This window comes from Actinoplanes sp. URMC 104 (genome assembly GCF_051386375.1).
GTDB lineage: Bacteria > Actinomycetota > Actinomycetes > Mycobacteriales > Micromonosporaceae > Actinoplanes.
Genome location: NZ_JBPQTO010000012.1, coordinates 581,136 through 596,938, shown reverse-complemented (window position 1 = coordinate 596,938; position 15,803 = coordinate 581,136). Strand labels below are relative to the sequence as shown.

The window sequence follows — 15,803 nt, the reverse complement described above, 5'->3', positions numbered from 1 at the left end:
CATCGCGTGACGGACGGAGAGAAGGATGCGTTCCTGGGCCGGTCTCGGCGTGCTCGCGCTGCCCTGTCTGCTCGTGTCGCTGGACGCCGAGGTGCTCAACATGGCCGCGCCGCAGCTGACGGCCGACCTGCGTCCCAGCGCGGTGCAGCTGCTCTGGATCATGGACAGCTACGTGTTCGTGGTGGCGGGCGCCCTGATCGCCATGGGGGTGCTCGGCGACCGCATCGGGCGGCGGCGGCTGCTGCTCGCGGGGGCGACGGCGTTCGCGCTGTCGTCGCTGCTGGCGGCGTTCGCGCGCAGCCCGGAGCTGCTGATCGCGGCGCGGGTGCTGATGGGGCTGGCGGGCGCCTCGCTGATGCCCTCCACGCTGGCGCTGATCCGGGCGATGTTCACCGACGCGCGGCGCCGGGGGATCGCGCTGGGGGTCTGGAGCGCCTCGTTCTCGCTGGGCGGGCTCGCCGCGCCGCTGATCGGCGGGGTGATGCTCGAGCACTTCTGGTGGGGCTCGGTGTTCCTGCTGGCCGTGCCGGCGACGCTGCTGCTGATCGTGCTCGGGCCGGCGCTGCTGCCGGAGGCGCGCGACGGCGGCGCGAAGGGCTTCGACCTGGGCGGCGCCGTGCTGAGCCTCGCGGCCGTCCTGATCTTCGTGTACGGACTCAAGCGGCTCGCGGCCGAGGGCCGGCCGGCGGTGCCGTTCCTGGCGATCCTGGCCGCGGGCGGCCTGGGCGCGCTGTTCCTGCGCCGGCAGCGCCGCATCCCGCAGCCGCTGCTCGAGCTCGGCATGTTCCGCGACGCCCGGGTGCGGGTGGCGCTGGCCACCAACGCGCTGTCGTTCTTCGTGCTCTACGGCACCCAGCTCGCCATCGTGCAGTACCTGCAGATCGTGCTCGGCCTGTCGCCGCTGCGCGCCGGGCTGTGGGCGATGCCGTCGGTGGTCGCGTTCCTCGTCTCCTCGCTGGCCGGCCCGGTGCTGACCCGCTGGTTCCCGACCGGCCGGGTCGTGGCCGCGGGCGCCGTCGTGCTGGCCGCCGGGCACGCGCTGATGGCGTTCGCCCCGTTCGGCGGCGGGCTCGCGGCGCTGGTGACCGGGATGGTGATCGGCGGCCTCGGGCTGGCGCCCGTCTACACGCTGACCACGGATCTCGTCGTCTCCTCCGTACGATCCTCGCGCGCGGGCATGGCGGCGGCGGTCACCGAGACGGGGGCCGAGCTGGGCGGCGCGGTGGGCATCGCGGTGCTCGGCTCGGTGGTGGTCGCGGCCTACCGGTACGGCATGTCGGGTGTGCCGGGCCTGCCCGCCGACGGCACGCTGATGGACGCGGTGGCCGCGGGCGACGACGCGATCCGCGCGGCCGGACCGGCGTACGGGAACGCCTTCGCCCTTGTCTCCCTGGTGGCCGCCGCGCTCGTGGCCGGCGCCGCGGTGCTGGCCTTCCGGGTGCTGCGCCCGGCTCCGGCGCCGGCCGATCCGTCCGATATGGTCGAGCCCGTCGCGTGCTCGACCGGCGCCGCGTCCGTGCCCGGCGCCCGCTCGTGACCGACGTCCCCGGCACACGTGATGGTCGGCGTCCCGTCGATCGAGTAAGCTACATCTCCTATCTGTTAAATAGCCTTTGGGAGGCGCGATGACCACGGCCGCACACCGGGTGAGGCCCGTCGGGGACGCCGGCTTCGCGTTCGACCGCGGCGACATCTGGGACCGCATGGTGCGCCCGGGCGACCGGCTGCCCTCCGCGGTGCTGCTCGAGGCCGACCTCGGCCCCATCCACCTCGACCGGCTCCGGATGACCGGCCCGATCGTGTTCGTCTTCTTCCCGTACGCGTCCTCGGCGCGCGCCGGCGCCGCGCTCGCGGACTACGAGCACCGCCTGCACCCGGCGCTCGCCGCGACGGACGCGCACCTGGTGGCCGTCAGCCCGCAGATCCCCGCCCGGCTCGCCGAGGTGAAGCGCCGGCACGAGCTCAGCTTCTTCGTGGCCGCCGACCCCCGCCACCAGCTCATCGACGCGTTCAACGTCGGCTTCCCCGCCCCCGGCGCCGACGTGCTGCTCGGCGCGGGCCGCTCGATCCTGCCGTTCCCGGCCGTGATCGTGGCCGACCGGGCGGGCACGGTACGGCACGCCGACGTACGCCCCGACGGCGCGGCCTATCCCGAGCCGGCCGAGATCCTCGCCGCGGTCGCCCGGCTGCCCTGAGGCGCGCGGCCCGCAGCCGGTGAACGGGACGTGTATCGGGCGTGGATTCCCGGGTATAGCTAGCCCGATGCGAGATCAGGACCACGCGCTCGAGGTTCGCCTGGCGGCGGCTGCCGCCGGGGCCGTTGCGCTGCTCGTGCCGTTCGCGGTGATCGCGGCGCTGATCGTCGGCAACGTCGGGTGGCTGCACGCGCTCGACCACGACGTGAGCGTCCCGGTGCACGAGTTCTCGGCCGCGCACCCCGACTGGGCCCGCTTCATGCAGGCCTGGTGCCTCGTGTTCGACCCGTGGACCTGGCGGCTCGCGGCTCTCGCCCTGGTGATCTGGCTCGCGCGGCGCGGGGAGCGCGCGCTGGCCTGGTGGGTGGGCATCACGATGACCGCGGGCGGGCTGCTCGGCGTCCTGCTGAAACTGCTCTTCGAAAGGCAGCGGCCCTCGTTCCTCGATCCGGTGGCGACGGCCGTCGGGTACTCGTTCCCGTCGGGCCACGCGCTGAACAACGCGCTCGGCGCCGCGGTGGTGCTGATGGTCCTGCTGCCCCGGGTGCGGCACCGGCCCGCGCTGCACCGCTGGCTGCTGATCGGCGGCATCGCCGTTCCGGTCCTGACCGGCGCCTTCCGGATCGGGCTGGGCGTGCACTGGCTGAGCGACGTGCTGGCCGGATGGCTGTTCGGGCTGGCCGTGGTCGCCACGACGGCCGCGGCGTTCGCCGCGCGGCGCGGCCGCCGGCCCGCCGCCGACCATGCCTTGATCGGCGCTCAGGAATAGCCGGTCGCCGATTCGGGTAGAAGCCCGGCCGTGATAGCGCAGATCGCGAAACGCCTGCTGCTGCCGGTGGCCGTCCTCTTCGGAGTCATGGTCGGCCTCGGGCTGCTGGTGACCAGGGTGCTGGACCACACGTGGCCGTTCACCGTCGAGGACGACCTCAACCGCGGCCTCGAGGCGCACCGCGAGGCCCCGCTCAACGTCATCAGCGAGATCCTCAGCCTGATCGGCAGCACGCCGGTCATCATCGCCGTGACCGGGGTGGCCGCCTTCCTGCTGCACCTCAAGCTGCGCACCTGGCGCGAGCCGCTGTACCTGTGCGCGGCCGTCAGCGCGCAGGCCCTGGTGTTCCTGTTCACCACCCTGGTCATCGACCGGCAGCGCCCCACCGTGCACCGCATGGACGACTCGCCGCCCACCTCGAGCTTCCCCTCCGGGCACACCTCCGCCGCCGTCGCCCTGTACGTCGGCCTGGCGCTGCTGCTGTTCACGCTGCTGCGCCGCACCTGGGCCAAGCGGTTGGCCTGGCTGCTCGTGCTCGTCCCGGTCGCGGTGGCGTTCGCCCGCATGTACCGCGGCATGCACCATCCCAGCGACGTCACCGCGTCGTTCCTCAACGGCGTCACGTGCGTGCTCATCATGAGCCGCGAAATCCTCAACCGGGCCGTGCAGTGGGCGGTGCCCCAGCGGCTGCGAACCGGCAACCGCCGGATCGCCCACTGACCGCTCAGCCCACCCTCTGCACGGCGGCTGCGAGGCACCCGGGGAACTCGTCGACCTCCCCGCACCGCCCGGCCCATTCCTTGAGCCGGGCGGCCTCCCGGTCGACCAGCTTCGCGAGGAACAGGTTGTTCTTCGAGTGCGCCGTCCGCGCGGCCTCGTCGAGTTGCGCCAGGTGCACCTCCCGGTCGCCCTGGATGAAGTCCGTGTAGCCGAATCTGTGCAGGCTGGGAACGATCGCGGCGAGCAACGTGGCGATGCAGCCTTCGTCGCGGAGCTTCGGGTCGCTGTCCCAGATGCCGTACAGCCGGACCGCGACCGATCGCAGCGCGTTCTCGCTCGGATTCGAGTTGATCGTCATGTTGAGCAGCGCCTCGACCAGAAGGAGTTTCGTGCGAGGCACGAAGTGGGGCATCCACCCGCCGTCCAGCACGCTGGGCCACTGGAGGGACTGGCAGGCGTCGAGGCGCTTCGCGTTGACGCACAGCAGCTCCGCGGGGACCAGCGGAGCATTGGACGCCTTGTCCTCGATGCGTAGCGCGTCGTTGATGACCAGGATCGCGGTCTCGGTGGAGACCCGGTCCTTGCCGTCCGACCAGAGATCGACCAGGAGGGCGATGAGACCCACCAGCGCGGTGACAAGCGCACCGGCGTAGACAAAGTCCTCTTTCATCTCGCCGAAGACGTTCCAGAAGATCAGGGGAAATCCGGGAGCTGCGGTCAGGAGCACCGCGCCCCAGATCAACAGCCATACCGGTCGCTCATCGATCGCTCGGCTTGCACTTGGGCGACAGCGGCAGCAGCCAGGTGCGGGATCCGGTCGAGAGGCGCGGGTCGGCGGGCGCGGCATGGGAGCACACGCGCGGTGGCGTTGCCTCATGCCGCACCCGACCGGCCACGGCGGTCGGGACTACCGCGAGATGTCGCGCCGTCCTCCGCCGGGCTCGGTCCTTCAGAGACTTCCCGACATCAGGCCCTCGAGGGTTGCCCGCGCGCCGCGGGTGTGCAGGGAGGACAGGACCGCGGTGTAGGCGGAGACGAAACGCTCGTCGTCGACGAGGTCGCCGAACAGGTCGCGGTTGCGGATGAAGGCCAGCGGGTCCTCGCGCTGGCGCAGGGCGGCGGCGTTGAGCTCGTCGCGCAGGCGGTCGACGATCTCGATGGGCTCGCCCTGTTCGTCGACGCCCTCGTCGTAGCGGGCCCACGAGGCGACGACGGCGGTGGAGAGCAGGATCTCCCCACCGGTCTCGAGGTTGCGGCGGACCACCGGCAGCAGCCACTTGGGGATGCGGTCGGAGCTCTCCGCGCACAGCCGGGCGACCGTGTCGCGGACCTGGGCGTTGGAGAAACGGTCGATCAGCTGGTGCTGATATTCCCGCAGGTCGATGCCGGGCACCGCGGCCAGGGTCGGCTCGGCCTCGCGCTCCATGTAGGTGAGCAGGAACTTCGCGAACAGCGGGTCGCCGGCCACGTCGTGCACGAAGCGGTAGCCGGACAGGTAGCCGAAGTAGCACAGCGCCTGGTGCGAGGCGTTGAGCAGCCGCAGCTTCATCAGCTCGTACGGCTCGACGTCCGGCACCACCTGCACGCCCGCGTCCTCCCAGCGCGGGCGCCCGGAGCCGAACTTGTCCTCCAGCGCCCACTGCGTGAACGGCTCGCACACCACCGGCCAGCCGTCGTCGACGCCGAACTGCTTGCGCACTTCGTCGCGGTCGTCGTCGGTCGTGACCGGCGTGATCCGGTCGACCATGCTGTTGGGGAAGCGGACGTTCGCTTCGACGTACGAGGCGAGGGCCGGGTCGCGCAGCGAGGCGAACGCGACGAACGAGCGCCGGGCGGCGTCGCCGTTGCCCTGGATGTTGTCGCAGCTCATGATCGTGAAGGGCGGCAGCCCGCGGTCGCGGCGGCGCTCGATCGCGGCGGTGATCAGGCCGAACGTCGTACGCGGCTCGTTCGGCAGCGACAGGTCGTGCTGCACGTCCTTGGTGTTGGCCATGAACTCGCCGGTCACCGCGTTGAAGTTGTAGCCGCCCTCGGTGACCGTCAGCGACACGATCCGGACGTCCTCCGACGCCATCTTCTCGATCACCGCGCCGGGGTCGTCGGGCGCGAACAGGTACTCCTTGATCGAGCCGATCACCCGCGCCTCGAGCGTGCCGTCCGGCGCCTTGACCACCAGCGTGTAGAGGCCGTCCTGCGCGTCGAGCACCTGCTGCATGCGCCGGTCGCCCGGCATCACCCCGACCCCGCAGATCGCCCAGTCCAGCGCCTGGCCGGCGTTCATCAGCCGGTCCAGGTACATCGCCTGGTGGGCGCGATGGAAGCCGCCGACCCCGAAGTGGACGATCCCGGTGCGCAGCGCGCCCCGGTCGTAGGTGGGGACGGCGAGCTCGGCGGACAGCTCGCTCAGCGTCTCAGCGTTGAGGGGCAGCATGATGGCACTTCCTCCCGGCCGTGGTTCGGGGATCACCCACAGCATCGCACTGGTTCGCCCGGGTCACCGCCGACCGGCTCCACAGAATCTTGTGACGACCCCGGTCATCCTTTACCCGCCGCCGGGCAGGCCACGCCGTTCCGCCGTGCCCGCTTGCCCCGCGCGTACGCCCGCCGCCGGTCTCAGCCGCGGCGCAGCGGGATCGGGTTGTCGTCCGGCACGACCCGCCACGCCCGTTCGGCGAGCGGCGTGAGCAGGCGGGCGCAGCGTTGCGTCGCGGCTCCGCCCAGCCGGCGCCACGGGCCCGCCGCCAGCCGGTCGGTGAGTTCCTCGACCTGGGCGTACGCGTCCCGCCCCGCAGCCGTGGCCGTCCCGTCGGCGTCGATCCACCCGCGCTCGCGCAGCCGCCGCCCGGCGTCGCGCCACTGCTCGTCGGTCCACCCGCGCGCCGGCTGGGTGACCTCGCGCAGCCGGCCGCCGTCCAGGCTCACCCGCCACACCAGCGACTCGCAGCCGTCGACGCCCGCGGTGAGCAGCGCCGCGACGTGCCCGTCGCCGCGGTGCTCGCGCAGCACGGTGGCCGCGTGCCAGAGCCGGGCCACGGGTTCCTCCGGCCACGGCAGCCCGGCGTGCGCCGCGGCCAGCACCCGCCCCGGCAGCTCGGCGGCGCGGGCGGCCTGTTCGAGCAGCTCGGCCGCCTCACCCACCGTCTGGAGCAGGTCGGCGGCCTGGCCGGCCGTCTGGAGCGGGTCGGCGGTCTGACCGGCCGTCTGGATCGGGTCGGGGCCCTGGCCGGCCGTCTGGATCGGGTCGGGGCCCTGGCCGGCCGTCTGGATCGGGTCGGGGCCCTGGCCGGCCGTCTGGAGCGGGTCGGCGGTCTGACCTGCTGTCTCGAGCGGGTCGGCGGCCTGATCTGCCGGCTCGAGCAGTGCGGTGGCCGGCGCGGTCCGCGGAGCCTGGTCACGCGGCCGATCCGGAGAAGCAGGCGGCTCGGTGAACAGGTCGTTCAGCGCAGCGCTCGCCCCGGCGCGGCGGGCAGCAATGGCGGCGGACGGGCTGATCCGCGACCACACGTCCGGCAGCGCCCGCGCCACCATGGCGGGCGCGAAGCCGAAGAACGCGGCGGTCACCGGCTCAGGCCCGACCGGTCCCAGGGCGGCGCTGCGGCCGGCGAAGTAGCCGCGCCAGAAGCCGGTCAGCCCGGCGTCCGCGAAGGCGGCGGCGGCGGCCTGGGGCGCGAAGTAGGTGACGGCGTGCAGCGGCTCGAACAGCGCCCACAGGCGGCGCGCGACGGTCGGCTCGGTCATGTCCGTATCCCAGAGCGCGCGCGGCGGCCGGGCAAGGGCCGCACCGCAAGCGGTGGCCCCTGGGCGGTCAGCGGGTTCGAGCGCTGTCGGACAGGGCGCCGAGGTGGCGGCGGGGTGGACGGTCAGCGGGGTAGGCGTCGTCGGGCAGGGCGGCGGGGAGGACCGTCAGCAGGGGTGCGGGCGCTGTCGGGCAGGACGCTGAGGTGGCGGCAGGCGGTCGCGGCCCGCGCCGCGGGTCGGCGGTGGGTAGACGGTCAGCGGGTACGAGCGCTGTCGGGCAGGACGCAGAGGTGGCGGCGGGCGGTCGCGCGCGGGCCCGCGGGTCGGCGGTGGGCAGACGGTTAGCGGGTGCGGGCGCCGTCGGGCAGGGCGCCGAGGTGGCGCGGGGTGGACGGTCAGCAGGTGGGCGCCGTCGGGCAGGGCGCTGAGGTGGCGGCGGGCGGTCGCGGCGCGGGCCCGCGGGTCGGCGGGTGGACGGTCAGCGGGTGCGGACGCCGTCGAGGAGGACGCCGAGGTAGCGGCGGGCGGTCCCGGCCCGCGCCCGCGGGTCGGCGGCGGGGTGGACGCGGGCGGCGAAAACGACGCCGCACAGCAGGGGGACCAGGTCGGCCTCGGTCACGGCCGGGTCGGCGTCGCCCGCGGCGTGCGCGTGGGCGAGCAGCTCACCGAACATCGCGATGAGGCGCTGCCGCAGCTCGGTGGTGCGCGGCAGCGCGTGTGTCTCGGCGGCCAGCACGGGTGGGAGCGCCGCGTCGGTGAGCTGGGCGTCGACCGCGGCGGCGAGGAAGTCGTGCAGCGCCGGCCAGGCGTCGGGACGCGCCAGGGCCCGCTCGGCGTGCTCGGCCAGGGCCTGCAGGCCCGGGGCGGCGACCGTCTCGAGCAGCGCCTCGGGGGTGGGGAAGTGGCGGTAGACCGTGGCCACCCCGACCGTGGCGGCCCGGGCGACCTCGTTGAGCTGGATCGGCACGCCCTCGTCGACCAGGCGGCGGCCGACCTCGACGATGCGGCGCCGGTTGCGGGCCGCGTCCTTGCGGGCCGGGACGGTGGTCATGGTCACCAGCATAACCGGATAGGCCATCCACTTTGCTACGGTGAAGCGGATGGCTCATCCGTTTCGGAGGTGGCGATGACCGCAGTACGCAGGGGCAGCGTGGACCTGGACGGCCGGGCGCGGACCTACACCGTGGCCGGGGACGCGTACGGCAAGCCCTTGATCCTGATTTTTCACGGGTCCCGGCAGACCGGCGAGAAGCATCGCCGCTTCACCGGGCGGGCGTTCGACGCGCTCGCGCAGGACGGCTCGGCGGTGGTCGCCTACCTCGACGGCTATCGCGGCAACTGGAACGACGCCCGCCGGGAGAGCCGCTTTCCCGCCCGTCGTGACGACATCGACGACGTCGGCTTCGCCCGCGCGGTGATCGAGCAGCTGGCCGCCGGCCACCGGATCGACCGCACGCGGGTGGTCGCGGTGGGCTACTCGAACGGCGGGCAGATGGTGATGCGGCTGGCCCACGAGACGCCCGAGCTGCTCGCGGGCGCGGTGGTGATCGCCGCGACCATGCCGGCGCCGGGCAGCTTCCTGGACGCCGGACGGCCGGCGGCGCCGCTGCCGATGCTGCTGATCCACGGCACCCGGGACCGGATCGTCCCGTACGAGGGAGGGACGATGAGCTGGTGGGCGCGCAAGGCGTTCAAGGTCGGCGGCGAGAGCCTGTCGATGCCCGCGACGGCGGCGTACTTCGCGGCCCGCAACGGCATCGACGCCGCACCGGTGTCCACGCGGCTGCCGGCGCGCGGCCGGACGTGGGTCGAGCGCACCGAGTACCGCCAGCCGGGGCACCCGTCCGTGCAGCTCTACACCGTGCACGGCGGCGGCCACACCGTTCCGGGACCCGGCAGCGCGCCGGCGGTGGTGGGCCGCACCAACCACGACGTCAACACCGCGGAGCTGGTCAGGACGTTCTTTCTCGACTCCGCGCGGGAGGGTCAGGCGAGCTCGATCCAGTAGCGCCGGTAGCCCTCGCGGACGTCCTCGAGCACGCCGCCGTTGCGCTCGATCGTGCGGGCCGAGGCGACGTTGTCCTCGGTGCAGGTGACCAGCACGCGGTCGAGGCCCAGGGACCGGGCGAGCGGGAGCGTCCCGCCGAGGGCCCACCCGGCCAGGCCGCGGCGGCGGGCGGAGGGGCGTACGCCGTAGCCGATGTGGCCGCCCCGCTCGAACAGGGCGTCGTTGAGGCGGTGCCGCAGCGAGACGGAACCGAGGAAGCGGTCGTCCTCGACGATCCAGCGGTACGTGCAGTGGACCCAGCCGGCGGCGGGCTCGACGAACGGGTCGGCCTCGGCGTGCAGGCGGGCCACCAGGGCGGCGAACCCGGCGGCCGACGCGACGTCGTCGCCGGGGTGCAGGCCGTGGCCGTCCAGGTGGGCGTCCGGGGGCCACTCGGCGCGGGCCTCGAGCCACGAGGCGTGCAGGCGGGTCGTGGGCGCGATCAGCTCGGGCATGCGCCCGACCCTAGCGTCAGGGCTGCGCGGCCAGCTGCAGCAGACGCTGGATCTGCGACCGGCGGCGGGTGGTGACCGTCTCGCCCAGGGCGCGGGCGGGTGGATAGGCGCCGCCGGCGGTCTCCATGCGGGCGGTCTCGACGCAGTTGCCGAGGTGACCCAGCAGCAGGCTCACCGCCGTACGGTCGAAGGCCTTGCCCGTCGCGGCGCGGAGCTCGCCGATGTCGGACGGGCGCAGCATGTGCAGGTCGCCGTGCCCGGCGTGGGCGCCGGACGACGGGTCGGCGGTGAGCGGGCGCTGCCAGCCCAGCAGCCAGCGCTGCATGGTGGCGGACTCCTCGCGCCACTGGGCGCGCAGCTCGGCGGCCAGCGCCCGCAGCGTGGCGGAACCGGCGCGTTGCTCGGTCAGCGCGGCCACCTGGTCGCCCTCGCGCACCTGCTCCAGCGCCATCTGCAGGAACATGACGTCCGTGTCGCCGAAGGCGGGAGCGGGGGTCTCCGGCCGCTGCGCGGAGCAGCCGGAGACCAGCAGCAGGACAGCCAGGACGGCCGCGGCTAGTTGGCGGCCCACAGGGCGGGCACGTTCGGCGGCTCCCAGCCGGTCAGCGAGGTGTGCGCCTGGCGGCAGGTGTAGGAGCGGCCGTTGTACGTGACGACGTTGCCGGGCTGGTAGGCGACGCCGGCGCGCCACGTGCCGCTCGCGGGCGGGTTGGTCGGCGGGGTGGTGGGCGGCGTGGTCGGCGGGTTCGTCGGCGGCGTGGTCGGCGGGTTCGTCGGCGGCGTGGTGGGCGGGGTGGTCGGCGGGGTGGTGGTGCCGCCGCCGATGTTCACGTCGACGCAGGCGTAGAACGCCATGGCCGTGTCGGCGACGTTCCAGCGGGCGAGCACGGTCTGGCGGCCGGTGAAGCCGCGCATGCTCACCGTGTGGGACTTGGTGGCGCCGGGCTGCGCGCCGCCGTCGTTGAACGAGGCGAGCTGGGTGTTGCCGATGAAGTACTCCCACGTGCTGGTGGAGTGACGGGCGGTGAGCACCCAGTTGAAGGTGACCGACTGCCCGACCGACGTGGCACGCCAGCCCTTGTTGTTGTCGTTGAGCACGGCGAACCGGCTGCCGCCGCCGTTGCACTGCATCGAGCCCTTGGGCGCCTCGACGCTCTGCGGCTCGTAGACGATGTCGCCGCAGCCGGAGACGGCGCCACCGGCGCACTGCGCCTGCCGGCTGGGCGGGTTGGAGATGTAGCCGTGCGCCGAGGCCGGGGAGACGCCGACGGTGAGGGCGGCCGCGGTCGCGGCGACGGTCAGTGCGGGAAGGGTGAACCTGCGCTTCATGATGGACTCCTCCGAGTGGGGGGCTCGAGGACGGTCAGGTATCGACCAACATAATTTAAAGCTTCTTAACAGTAAAGAGTGTTACGGAGTCCGAACTTTTATTAAGTCGGCGCACTTCCGGCCGATGAGGAGATCCGTGCGCGATATCCACGAAGTCCTCGACAACCGAGCGGTGACCACGCTGTTCCAGCCGCTGGTCGACATCTCCAGCGGACGGGTGCTGGGCTACGAGGCGCTCAGCCGCGGCCCGGCCGGCAGCCCGTGGGAGTCGCCCGCCGCACTGTTCGCCGCCGCCCGCCAGGTCGGCCGCGAGACCGAGCTGGACTGGATCTGCCGGGCGCGCGCCTACGAGGCCGCGCTCGCCGCGAACCTCGACCCGGGCCTGACCTGGTTCGTCAACATGGAGCCGGCCGCGTCGCGGACCCCGTGCCCGGCCGATCTGGCACCGGTCGTCGAGCGCGCCCACCGGCGCCTGCGGGTGGTCACCGAGATGACCGAGCGCGCGATCGCCGGCGACCCGTCGGGCCTGCTCGCCGCGTCGGCCGACTGCCGGGCCGCGGGCTGGGGCGTGGCGCTCGACGACGTGGGCGCCGACCCCATGTCGCTCGCGCTGATGCCGTTCGTGCACCCCGAGGTCGTCAAGCTCGACATGCAGATGCTGCGCGCGCCCGGCGATCCCCACACCGCCCGTGTCGTCGCCGCGGTCGCCGCGTACGCCGAGTCGTCCGGCGCGGTCGTGCTGGCCGAGGGCATCGAGACCGAGGAGCACCTGGCAGTCGCCCGCACCATGGGCGCCACCGTGGGCCAGGGCTGGCTGTTCGGCCGCCCGGCGCCGCTGCCGGCGGCCGCCGCGCCCGCGCTCACGCTGCCGTTCATCGCGCCGCCGCGCCACGCCACCGGCACGCCGTTCGGCATCGTGGCCGGCCGCCGCCCGCTCACCCGCGCGACGAAGGCGCAGCTCATGCCGATGAGCCGCCACCTCGAGGCGCTGGTCGGCGACGGCGGCGAGCCGTCGGTGCTGCTCGCCTGCTTCCAGGAGGCCCGGCACTTCACCCCGGCCACGGCCCGCCGCTTCCGCCGTTTCGCGACGTCCAGCCCGCTGGTGGCCGCGCTGGGCGCGGGGCTGAGCGACGAGCCGGTTCCCGGCGTGCGCGGCGCCTGCCTGGGCGACGCCGACGTGCTGCGCGGCGAGTGGAACGTCATCGTGGTCGGCCCGCACCGCGCTGCCGCGCTGGTCGCGCACGACCTGGGCGACTCGGGGCCGGACCCCGAACGGCGCTTCGACTTCGCCATCACCCACGACCGCGCGCTGGTCGTCGAGGCGGCGCGCTCGCTGCTGGGCTGGCTCGCCCCGGCCCGCGTGCCGGAGCTCATCGCCGGCTGACGCCTCAGCCGAGGGCGCCCGGGGCGCCGGGGGCTCCGACGGCGTCGGTCTCGATCCGCCACAGCCGGCCGGCGCCCGGCCGGGTCGCCCAGTCCATCCCGAAGTCGGTCACCCACAGCGACGACCCCTGGAAGCAGCAGTTGGTCGGGTTCGCCCCGGCGTCCAGCGGGATCAGGCCCAGGTACCGGCCGTCGGGGCCGAGCACGGTGATCCCGTGGGACTCGCAGGAAGCGATGAAGATCCGGCCGTCCGCGGCGACCGCGAAGCCGTCCGGAACGTGCCCCTGCGGCAGCGTGGCCAGCACCCGGGGACCGTCCGGCCGCAGCGTGCAGACCCGCCGGGTGTACGACTCCACCCACAGCAGCCGCCCGTCACCGGTGAAGCCGATGCCGTTGCAGTACACCCCGCCGACGTCGGCCACGAGTTCCGAGGGGTCGTCCCGGCCCGGATCCAGCGCGAAGATCCGGCCGGCCGGCGCCGGCTGTGCGGGACGGAACGGCTGCGCCGGATCGGTGAAGAACAGCCGGCCGTCCGGGCCGAACGCCAGGTCGTTCGGCGCGACCAGCGGCATCCCGGCGGCCTCGACCGCGAGCGTCTCCACCGGCCGGTCGGCCGCACCGGGCCGGGCCCGCTGGATGGCCGGGGTGACCGGGTGCGGCGACCGCCAGTCACCGACCACGCCCCCGTTCTGGCACACGTAAAGCAGCCCGTCGGCGCCGACGGCGCACGAGTTCGCCGCGCCGCCCGTGTGCACCAGCGGGACGGCGGCCGCGCCCTCGAGAACCGAGATCCGGCCGGCGGTCTGCTCGGTGAAGGCGATCCGGCCGTCGGGCAGCACCGCGGGACCCTCGGGCACGTGCAGGCCGGCGAGAACCACCTCGGCCTTCACGGCGCACCGCCGGGCGGGTCCATGACAACCATGTCCTGCAGTGTGGCAGCCGCGGGCCGGTCACGCCGGTTCGGTCAGCGGCCGGTACCGGTCGTGGAAGGCCGCCACCCCGCGTTCGCGCAGCAGCCGGTCGCGGGCGGCCGCCGGCAGCCTGATCAACTCGGCCAGGGCCGCGCTCTGCTCCCGGACCCACGCCACCCGGGGCGCGCGACGCCGGGCGTACGCCGTCAGGGCGTCAGGGACGCTCGTGGCCCGGGTGAGCTCCTCGGCGAGGACGACGGCGTCCTCGACCGCGAGGCAGCCGCCCTGGCCCATCATCGGGGACGCGGCGTGCGCAGCGTCGCCGACGAGAACCACCGGTCCGGCGTGCCAGGCGACGCCGGGCAGCCACTCGACCGGCCCGCAATGGATGTCCGCGTCGCTTCGCACGGCGGCCAGGTACCGCGTTACCGGCGCTCCGAAACCGGCGAAACGGTCGAGCAGCCGTTGCCGGCGACCCGGAACGGGGTCCCGCCGCGGCGGGCCGGCCAGGGTGCCGAAGCCGTAGGTCAGGCCGGGCGCGACCGGGCACAGGCCGAAGAACCGGTCCTCGCCGAGCCAGAACTGCACGGCGCCGGGCCCGTCGGGGCGTACCGGCGCCAGGCTGCGCCACGCCGTCTGCCCGCCGTGCACCGGGCGCAGCACGCCGTCGACGCACCGGCGGACCACCGAGTGCAGGCCGTCGGCGCCGACCACCAGGTCGTACTCGCCGGCGGTGCCGTCGGCGAACCTGACCCGGGCGCCATCCCCGGCGGCCTCGACCGTCGCGACTCCAGATCGGAGGCGGCCGCTGCCCGGAAGGGCGAGGGCCTCGTGCAGGGCCTGCCTGGTGATGCCCACGAACGGACCCACGCCTGCCCACAGCTCGCCGAGGTCGATGTCGCAGAGCAGCGTGCCGCTGCGGTCGCGGTACTGGAAACGCTCGACGACCACCCCGGCCCGCTCGACCTCGCCCGCCACACCCAGGCGCCGCATCGCCCGCACGGCGTTGGGCTGGACGGCGATTCCCGCTCCGAGCCGTGCGCCGCGTCCGTCGCGCTCGGCCAGGTCCACCCGCCACCCGCTGCGCGCCAGCGCCCGGTCGAGGGTGCGTCCGGCGATGCCGCCGCCGGCGATGAGGATGCGCAGCTGCTGCACGGCCGTCCTCCGATCACTCGCCGCAGACGCTAGCCGCGGCGGCGGTCACCGGCGCGGACCCCGGCGAACACGCGGCGGGACTATTGTGAACTCCGGGGGCGACCGCGAGGGAGCAGCCGTGATCGACGCATCCGGGGCCACGGCGCTGACGTTCACCACGCGAGGGCTGGCGGTGGCGTCGCGGGGCCCGGTGCTGTGCGCGCTGCTGGAGCGCGGGCTCCTGCCGGTCGAGCCGTTGCCGGGGCGGACTCCGGCGGTGGAGCTGACCAAGTGGCGCCTGCCCGGGGCCTCCGTGCTGTGGGCGAGCTTCGCCGGGGTACGCCAGCGCGGCGATCCGGCGACCGCCGGCCCGCCCGGCGACCTGTTCTTCGCCGTCAACCTCAGCGGCGCCGGCCTGGTCCGCCAGCGGGGACGGGAGGTCGCGGTCGGCGCCGGCGAGGCGGTTCTGATCGAAGTGGACGGCGGCCCGTTCACGGTGCTGCGCCCGGAGCCCACCCGGTTGATCGGCCTGCGCGTGCCGCGCGCCGGCCTCGGGGCCGACGCCGCGAGCGCGGGGCCGCGGCTCGTGCCCCCGTCCCGCCCGGCCCTCGGCCTGCTGCGCCGGTACCTGCTGGCCGTGCGCGACGACCCGATGCCCCGCGCCGGCCCGCTGGCGGACGCGTTCGCCGGGCACGTGGGCGAGCTGATCGGCCTCGCCCTGCGCCCGGACGACGGGGACGCCCGGCAGGCCGGCGCGCCCAGCCTGCGGGCCGCCCGGTTGTCCGCCGTCAAGGCCGACGTCGCCCGGCAGCTGACCGATGCCGGGCTGAGCGCCGCGCGGGTGGCCGGCCGTCAGGGGATCACGGTGCGGTACCTCCACAAGCTGTTCGAGCGGGAGCCGCAGACCTTTGCGCAGTTCGTCCTCGGTCGCCGCCTGGAGCTGGCGCACCGGCGGCTGGGCGACCCCCGGTGGGCCGGCCGGACCGTCAGCGCCATCGCCCACGACTCGGGATTCGGCGACCTGTCCGGCTTCAACCGGGCCTTCCGTCACCGCTACGGCGTCACGCCCTCGGAGGTCCGCGAGGCGGCGGCCCGCGCCGGGGGCTGACTCCATTGTGCTCG

General features: G+C 74.3%; 16 protein-coding genes. 7 read left to right on the top strand and 9 right to left on the bottom strand.

Going from position 1 to position 15,803, the window contains the following annotated elements; translation table 11 throughout:
• Positions 1-25: 25 nt before the first annotated feature.
• The 4 genes from ACSNN8_RS41670 to ACSNN8_RS41655 all read left to right on the top strand — a co-directional run bounded on the left by ACSNN8_RS41670 (position 26) and on the right by ACSNN8_RS41655 (position 3,684).
• Positions 26-1,537 (top strand): MFS transporter, encoded by a 1,512-nt coding sequence (locus ACSNN8_RS41670; RefSeq protein WP_436656693.1) that lies wholly within the window; start codon positions 26-28, stop codon positions 1,535-1,537.
• Positions 1,538-1,625: 88 nt separating this feature from the next.
• A complete protein-coding gene (locus ACSNN8_RS41665) occupies positions 1,626-2,195 on the top strand; it encodes a redoxin domain-containing protein (protein ID WP_436656691.1) in 570 nt (189 codons plus the stop codon).
• 67 nt (positions 2,196-2,262) lie between these two features.
• Positions 2,263-2,964: a phosphatase PAP2 family protein gene (locus tag ACSNN8_RS41660; protein ID WP_436656689.1), complete on the top strand. Its 702-nt coding sequence runs from the start codon at positions 2,263-2,265 to the stop codon at positions 2,962-2,964.
• 30 nt (positions 2,965-2,994) lie between these two features.
• Positions 2,995-3,684, top strand: a complete 690-nt coding sequence (locus tag ACSNN8_RS41655) for a phosphatase PAP2 family protein (RefSeq protein WP_436656687.1) — start codon at positions 2,995-2,997, stop codon at positions 3,682-3,684.
• Between the two features lie 4 nt (positions 3,685-3,688).
• Here ACSNN8_RS41655 and ACSNN8_RS41650 read toward each other — a convergent pair whose 3' ends face one another.
• The 4 genes from ACSNN8_RS41650 to ACSNN8_RS41635 all read right to left on the bottom strand — a co-directional run bounded on the left by ACSNN8_RS41650 (position 3,689) and on the right by ACSNN8_RS41635 (position 8,473).
• Positions 3,689-4,411: a hypothetical protein gene (locus ACSNN8_RS41650; protein WP_436656685.1), complete on the bottom strand. Its 723-nt coding sequence runs from the start codon at positions 4,409-4,411 to the stop codon at positions 3,689-3,691.
• Positions 4,412-4,633: 222 nt separating this feature from the next.
• A complete protein-coding gene (locus tag ACSNN8_RS41645; protein WP_436656683.1) occupies positions 4,634-6,115 on the bottom strand; it encodes a mannitol dehydrogenase family protein in 1,482 nt (493 codons plus the stop codon).
• A 182-nt stretch (positions 6,116-6,297) separates the two neighbouring features.
• On the bottom strand, positions 6,298-7,422 hold the full coding sequence (locus ACSNN8_RS41640) for an SCO6745 family protein (protein ID WP_436656681.1): 1,125 nt from the start codon (positions 7,420-7,422) through the stop codon (positions 6,298-6,300).
• Between the two features lie 478 nt (positions 7,423-7,900).
• Positions 7,901-8,473, bottom strand: a complete 573-nt coding sequence (locus ACSNN8_RS41635) for a TetR/AcrR family transcriptional regulator (protein WP_436656679.1) — start codon at positions 8,471-8,473, stop codon at positions 7,901-7,903.
• Positions 8,474-8,548: 75 nt separating this feature from the next.
• On the opposite strand from ACSNN8_RS41635, the gene ACSNN8_RS41630 reads away from it, so the two are divergent.
• Complete coding sequence (locus ACSNN8_RS41630) at positions 8,549-9,430, top strand: alpha/beta hydrolase family esterase (RefSeq protein WP_436656677.1); 882 nt, start codon at positions 8,549-8,551, stop codon at positions 9,428-9,430.
• Here ACSNN8_RS41630 and ACSNN8_RS41625 read toward each other — a convergent pair.
• Genes ACSNN8_RS41625 through ACSNN8_RS41615 form a run of 3 tightly spaced genes read right to left on the bottom strand, consistent with a single transcriptional unit; the run spans position 9,409 to position 11,253 of the window.
• On the bottom strand, positions 9,409-9,924 hold the full coding sequence (locus ACSNN8_RS41625) for a GNAT family N-acetyltransferase (protein ID WP_436656675.1): 516 nt from the start codon (positions 9,922-9,924) through the stop codon (positions 9,409-9,411). The two genes, ACSNN8_RS41630 and ACSNN8_RS41625, sit on opposite strands and share 22 nt — an antisense overlap.
• A gap of 16 nt (positions 9,925-9,940) precedes the next feature.
• Positions 9,941-10,495, bottom strand: a complete 555-nt coding sequence (locus tag ACSNN8_RS41620; RefSeq protein WP_436656673.1) for a DUF305 domain-containing protein — start codon at positions 10,493-10,495, stop codon at positions 9,941-9,943.
• Entirely contained in the window at positions 10,480-11,253 is a 774-nt protein-coding gene (locus ACSNN8_RS41615; RefSeq protein ID WP_436656671.1) for a lytic polysaccharide monooxygenase, read from the bottom strand. The genes ACSNN8_RS41620 and ACSNN8_RS41615 overlap by 16 nt, the downstream gene beginning before the upstream one ends.
• A 136-nt stretch (positions 11,254-11,389) precedes the next feature.
• Between ACSNN8_RS41615 and ACSNN8_RS41610 the strand changes: the two genes are divergently transcribed.
• The gene (locus ACSNN8_RS41610; protein WP_436656669.1) at positions 11,390-12,637 is read left to right on the top strand and encodes a sensor domain-containing phosphodiesterase; all 1,248 of its coding nucleotides are present in this window, start codon (positions 11,390-11,392) and stop codon (positions 12,635-12,637) included.
• A 4-nt stretch (positions 12,638-12,641) separates the two neighbouring features.
• Here the strand turns inward: ACSNN8_RS41610 and ACSNN8_RS41605 are convergent, their stop codons facing one another.
• Positions 12,642-13,526, bottom strand: coding sequence for an SMP-30/gluconolactonase/LRE family protein (locus ACSNN8_RS41605; protein ID WP_436656667.1), 885 nt, complete (start codon positions 13,524-13,526; stop codon positions 12,642-12,644).
• A 60-nt stretch (positions 13,527-13,586) separates the two neighbouring features.
• Positions 13,587-14,702: an FAD-dependent monooxygenase gene (locus ACSNN8_RS41600; protein WP_436656665.1), complete on the bottom strand. Its 1,116-nt coding sequence runs from the start codon at positions 14,700-14,702 to the stop codon at positions 13,587-13,589.
• Positions 14,703-14,820: 118 nt separating this feature from the next.
• Here ACSNN8_RS41600 and ACSNN8_RS41595 point away from each other — a divergent pair, with 118 nt between their 5' ends.
• On the top strand, positions 14,821-15,789 hold the full coding sequence (locus ACSNN8_RS41595) for a helix-turn-helix domain-containing protein (protein ID WP_436656663.1): 969 nt from the start codon (positions 14,821-14,823) through the stop codon (positions 15,787-15,789).
• The last annotated feature ends 14 nt before the right edge of the window (positions 15,790-15,803 follow it).

Bases quoted from the DNA above. Each gene is read 5' to 3' on its own strand.
- ACSNN8_RS41630 (WP_436656677.1), top strand. From the start codon at position 8,549: ATGACCGCAGTACGCAGGGGCAGCGTGGACCTGGACGGCCGGGCGCGG.
- ACSNN8_RS41625 (WP_436656675.1), bottom strand. From the start codon at position 9,924: ATGCCCGAGCTGATCGCGCCCACGACCCGCCTGCACGCCTCGTGGCTC.
- ACSNN8_RS41645 (WP_436656683.1), bottom strand. From the start codon at position 6,115: ATGCTGCCCCTCAACGCTGAGACGCTGAGCGAGCTGTCCGCCGAGCTC.
- ACSNN8_RS41640 (WP_436656681.1), bottom strand. From the start codon at position 7,422: ATGACCGAGCCGACCGTCGCGCGCCGCCTGTGGGCGCTGTTCGAGCCG.
- ACSNN8_RS41635 (WP_436656679.1), bottom strand. From the start codon at position 8,473: ATGACCACCGTCCCGGCCCGCAAGGACGCGGCCCGCAACCGGCGCCGC.
- ACSNN8_RS41665 (WP_436656691.1), top strand. From the start codon at position 1,626: ATGACCACGGCCGCACACCGGGTGAGGCCCGTCGGGGACGCCGGCTTC.
- ACSNN8_RS41660 (WP_436656689.1), top strand. From the start codon at position 2,263: ATGCGAGATCAGGACCACGCGCTCGAGGTTCGCCTGGCGGCGGCTGCC.
- ACSNN8_RS41670 (WP_436656693.1), top strand. From the start codon at position 26: ATGCGTTCCTGGGCCGGTCTCGGCGTGCTCGCGCTGCCCTGTCTGCTC.
- ACSNN8_RS41615 (WP_436656671.1), bottom strand. From the start codon at position 11,253: ATGAAGCGCAGGTTCACCCTTCCCGCACTGACCGTCGCCGCGACCGCG.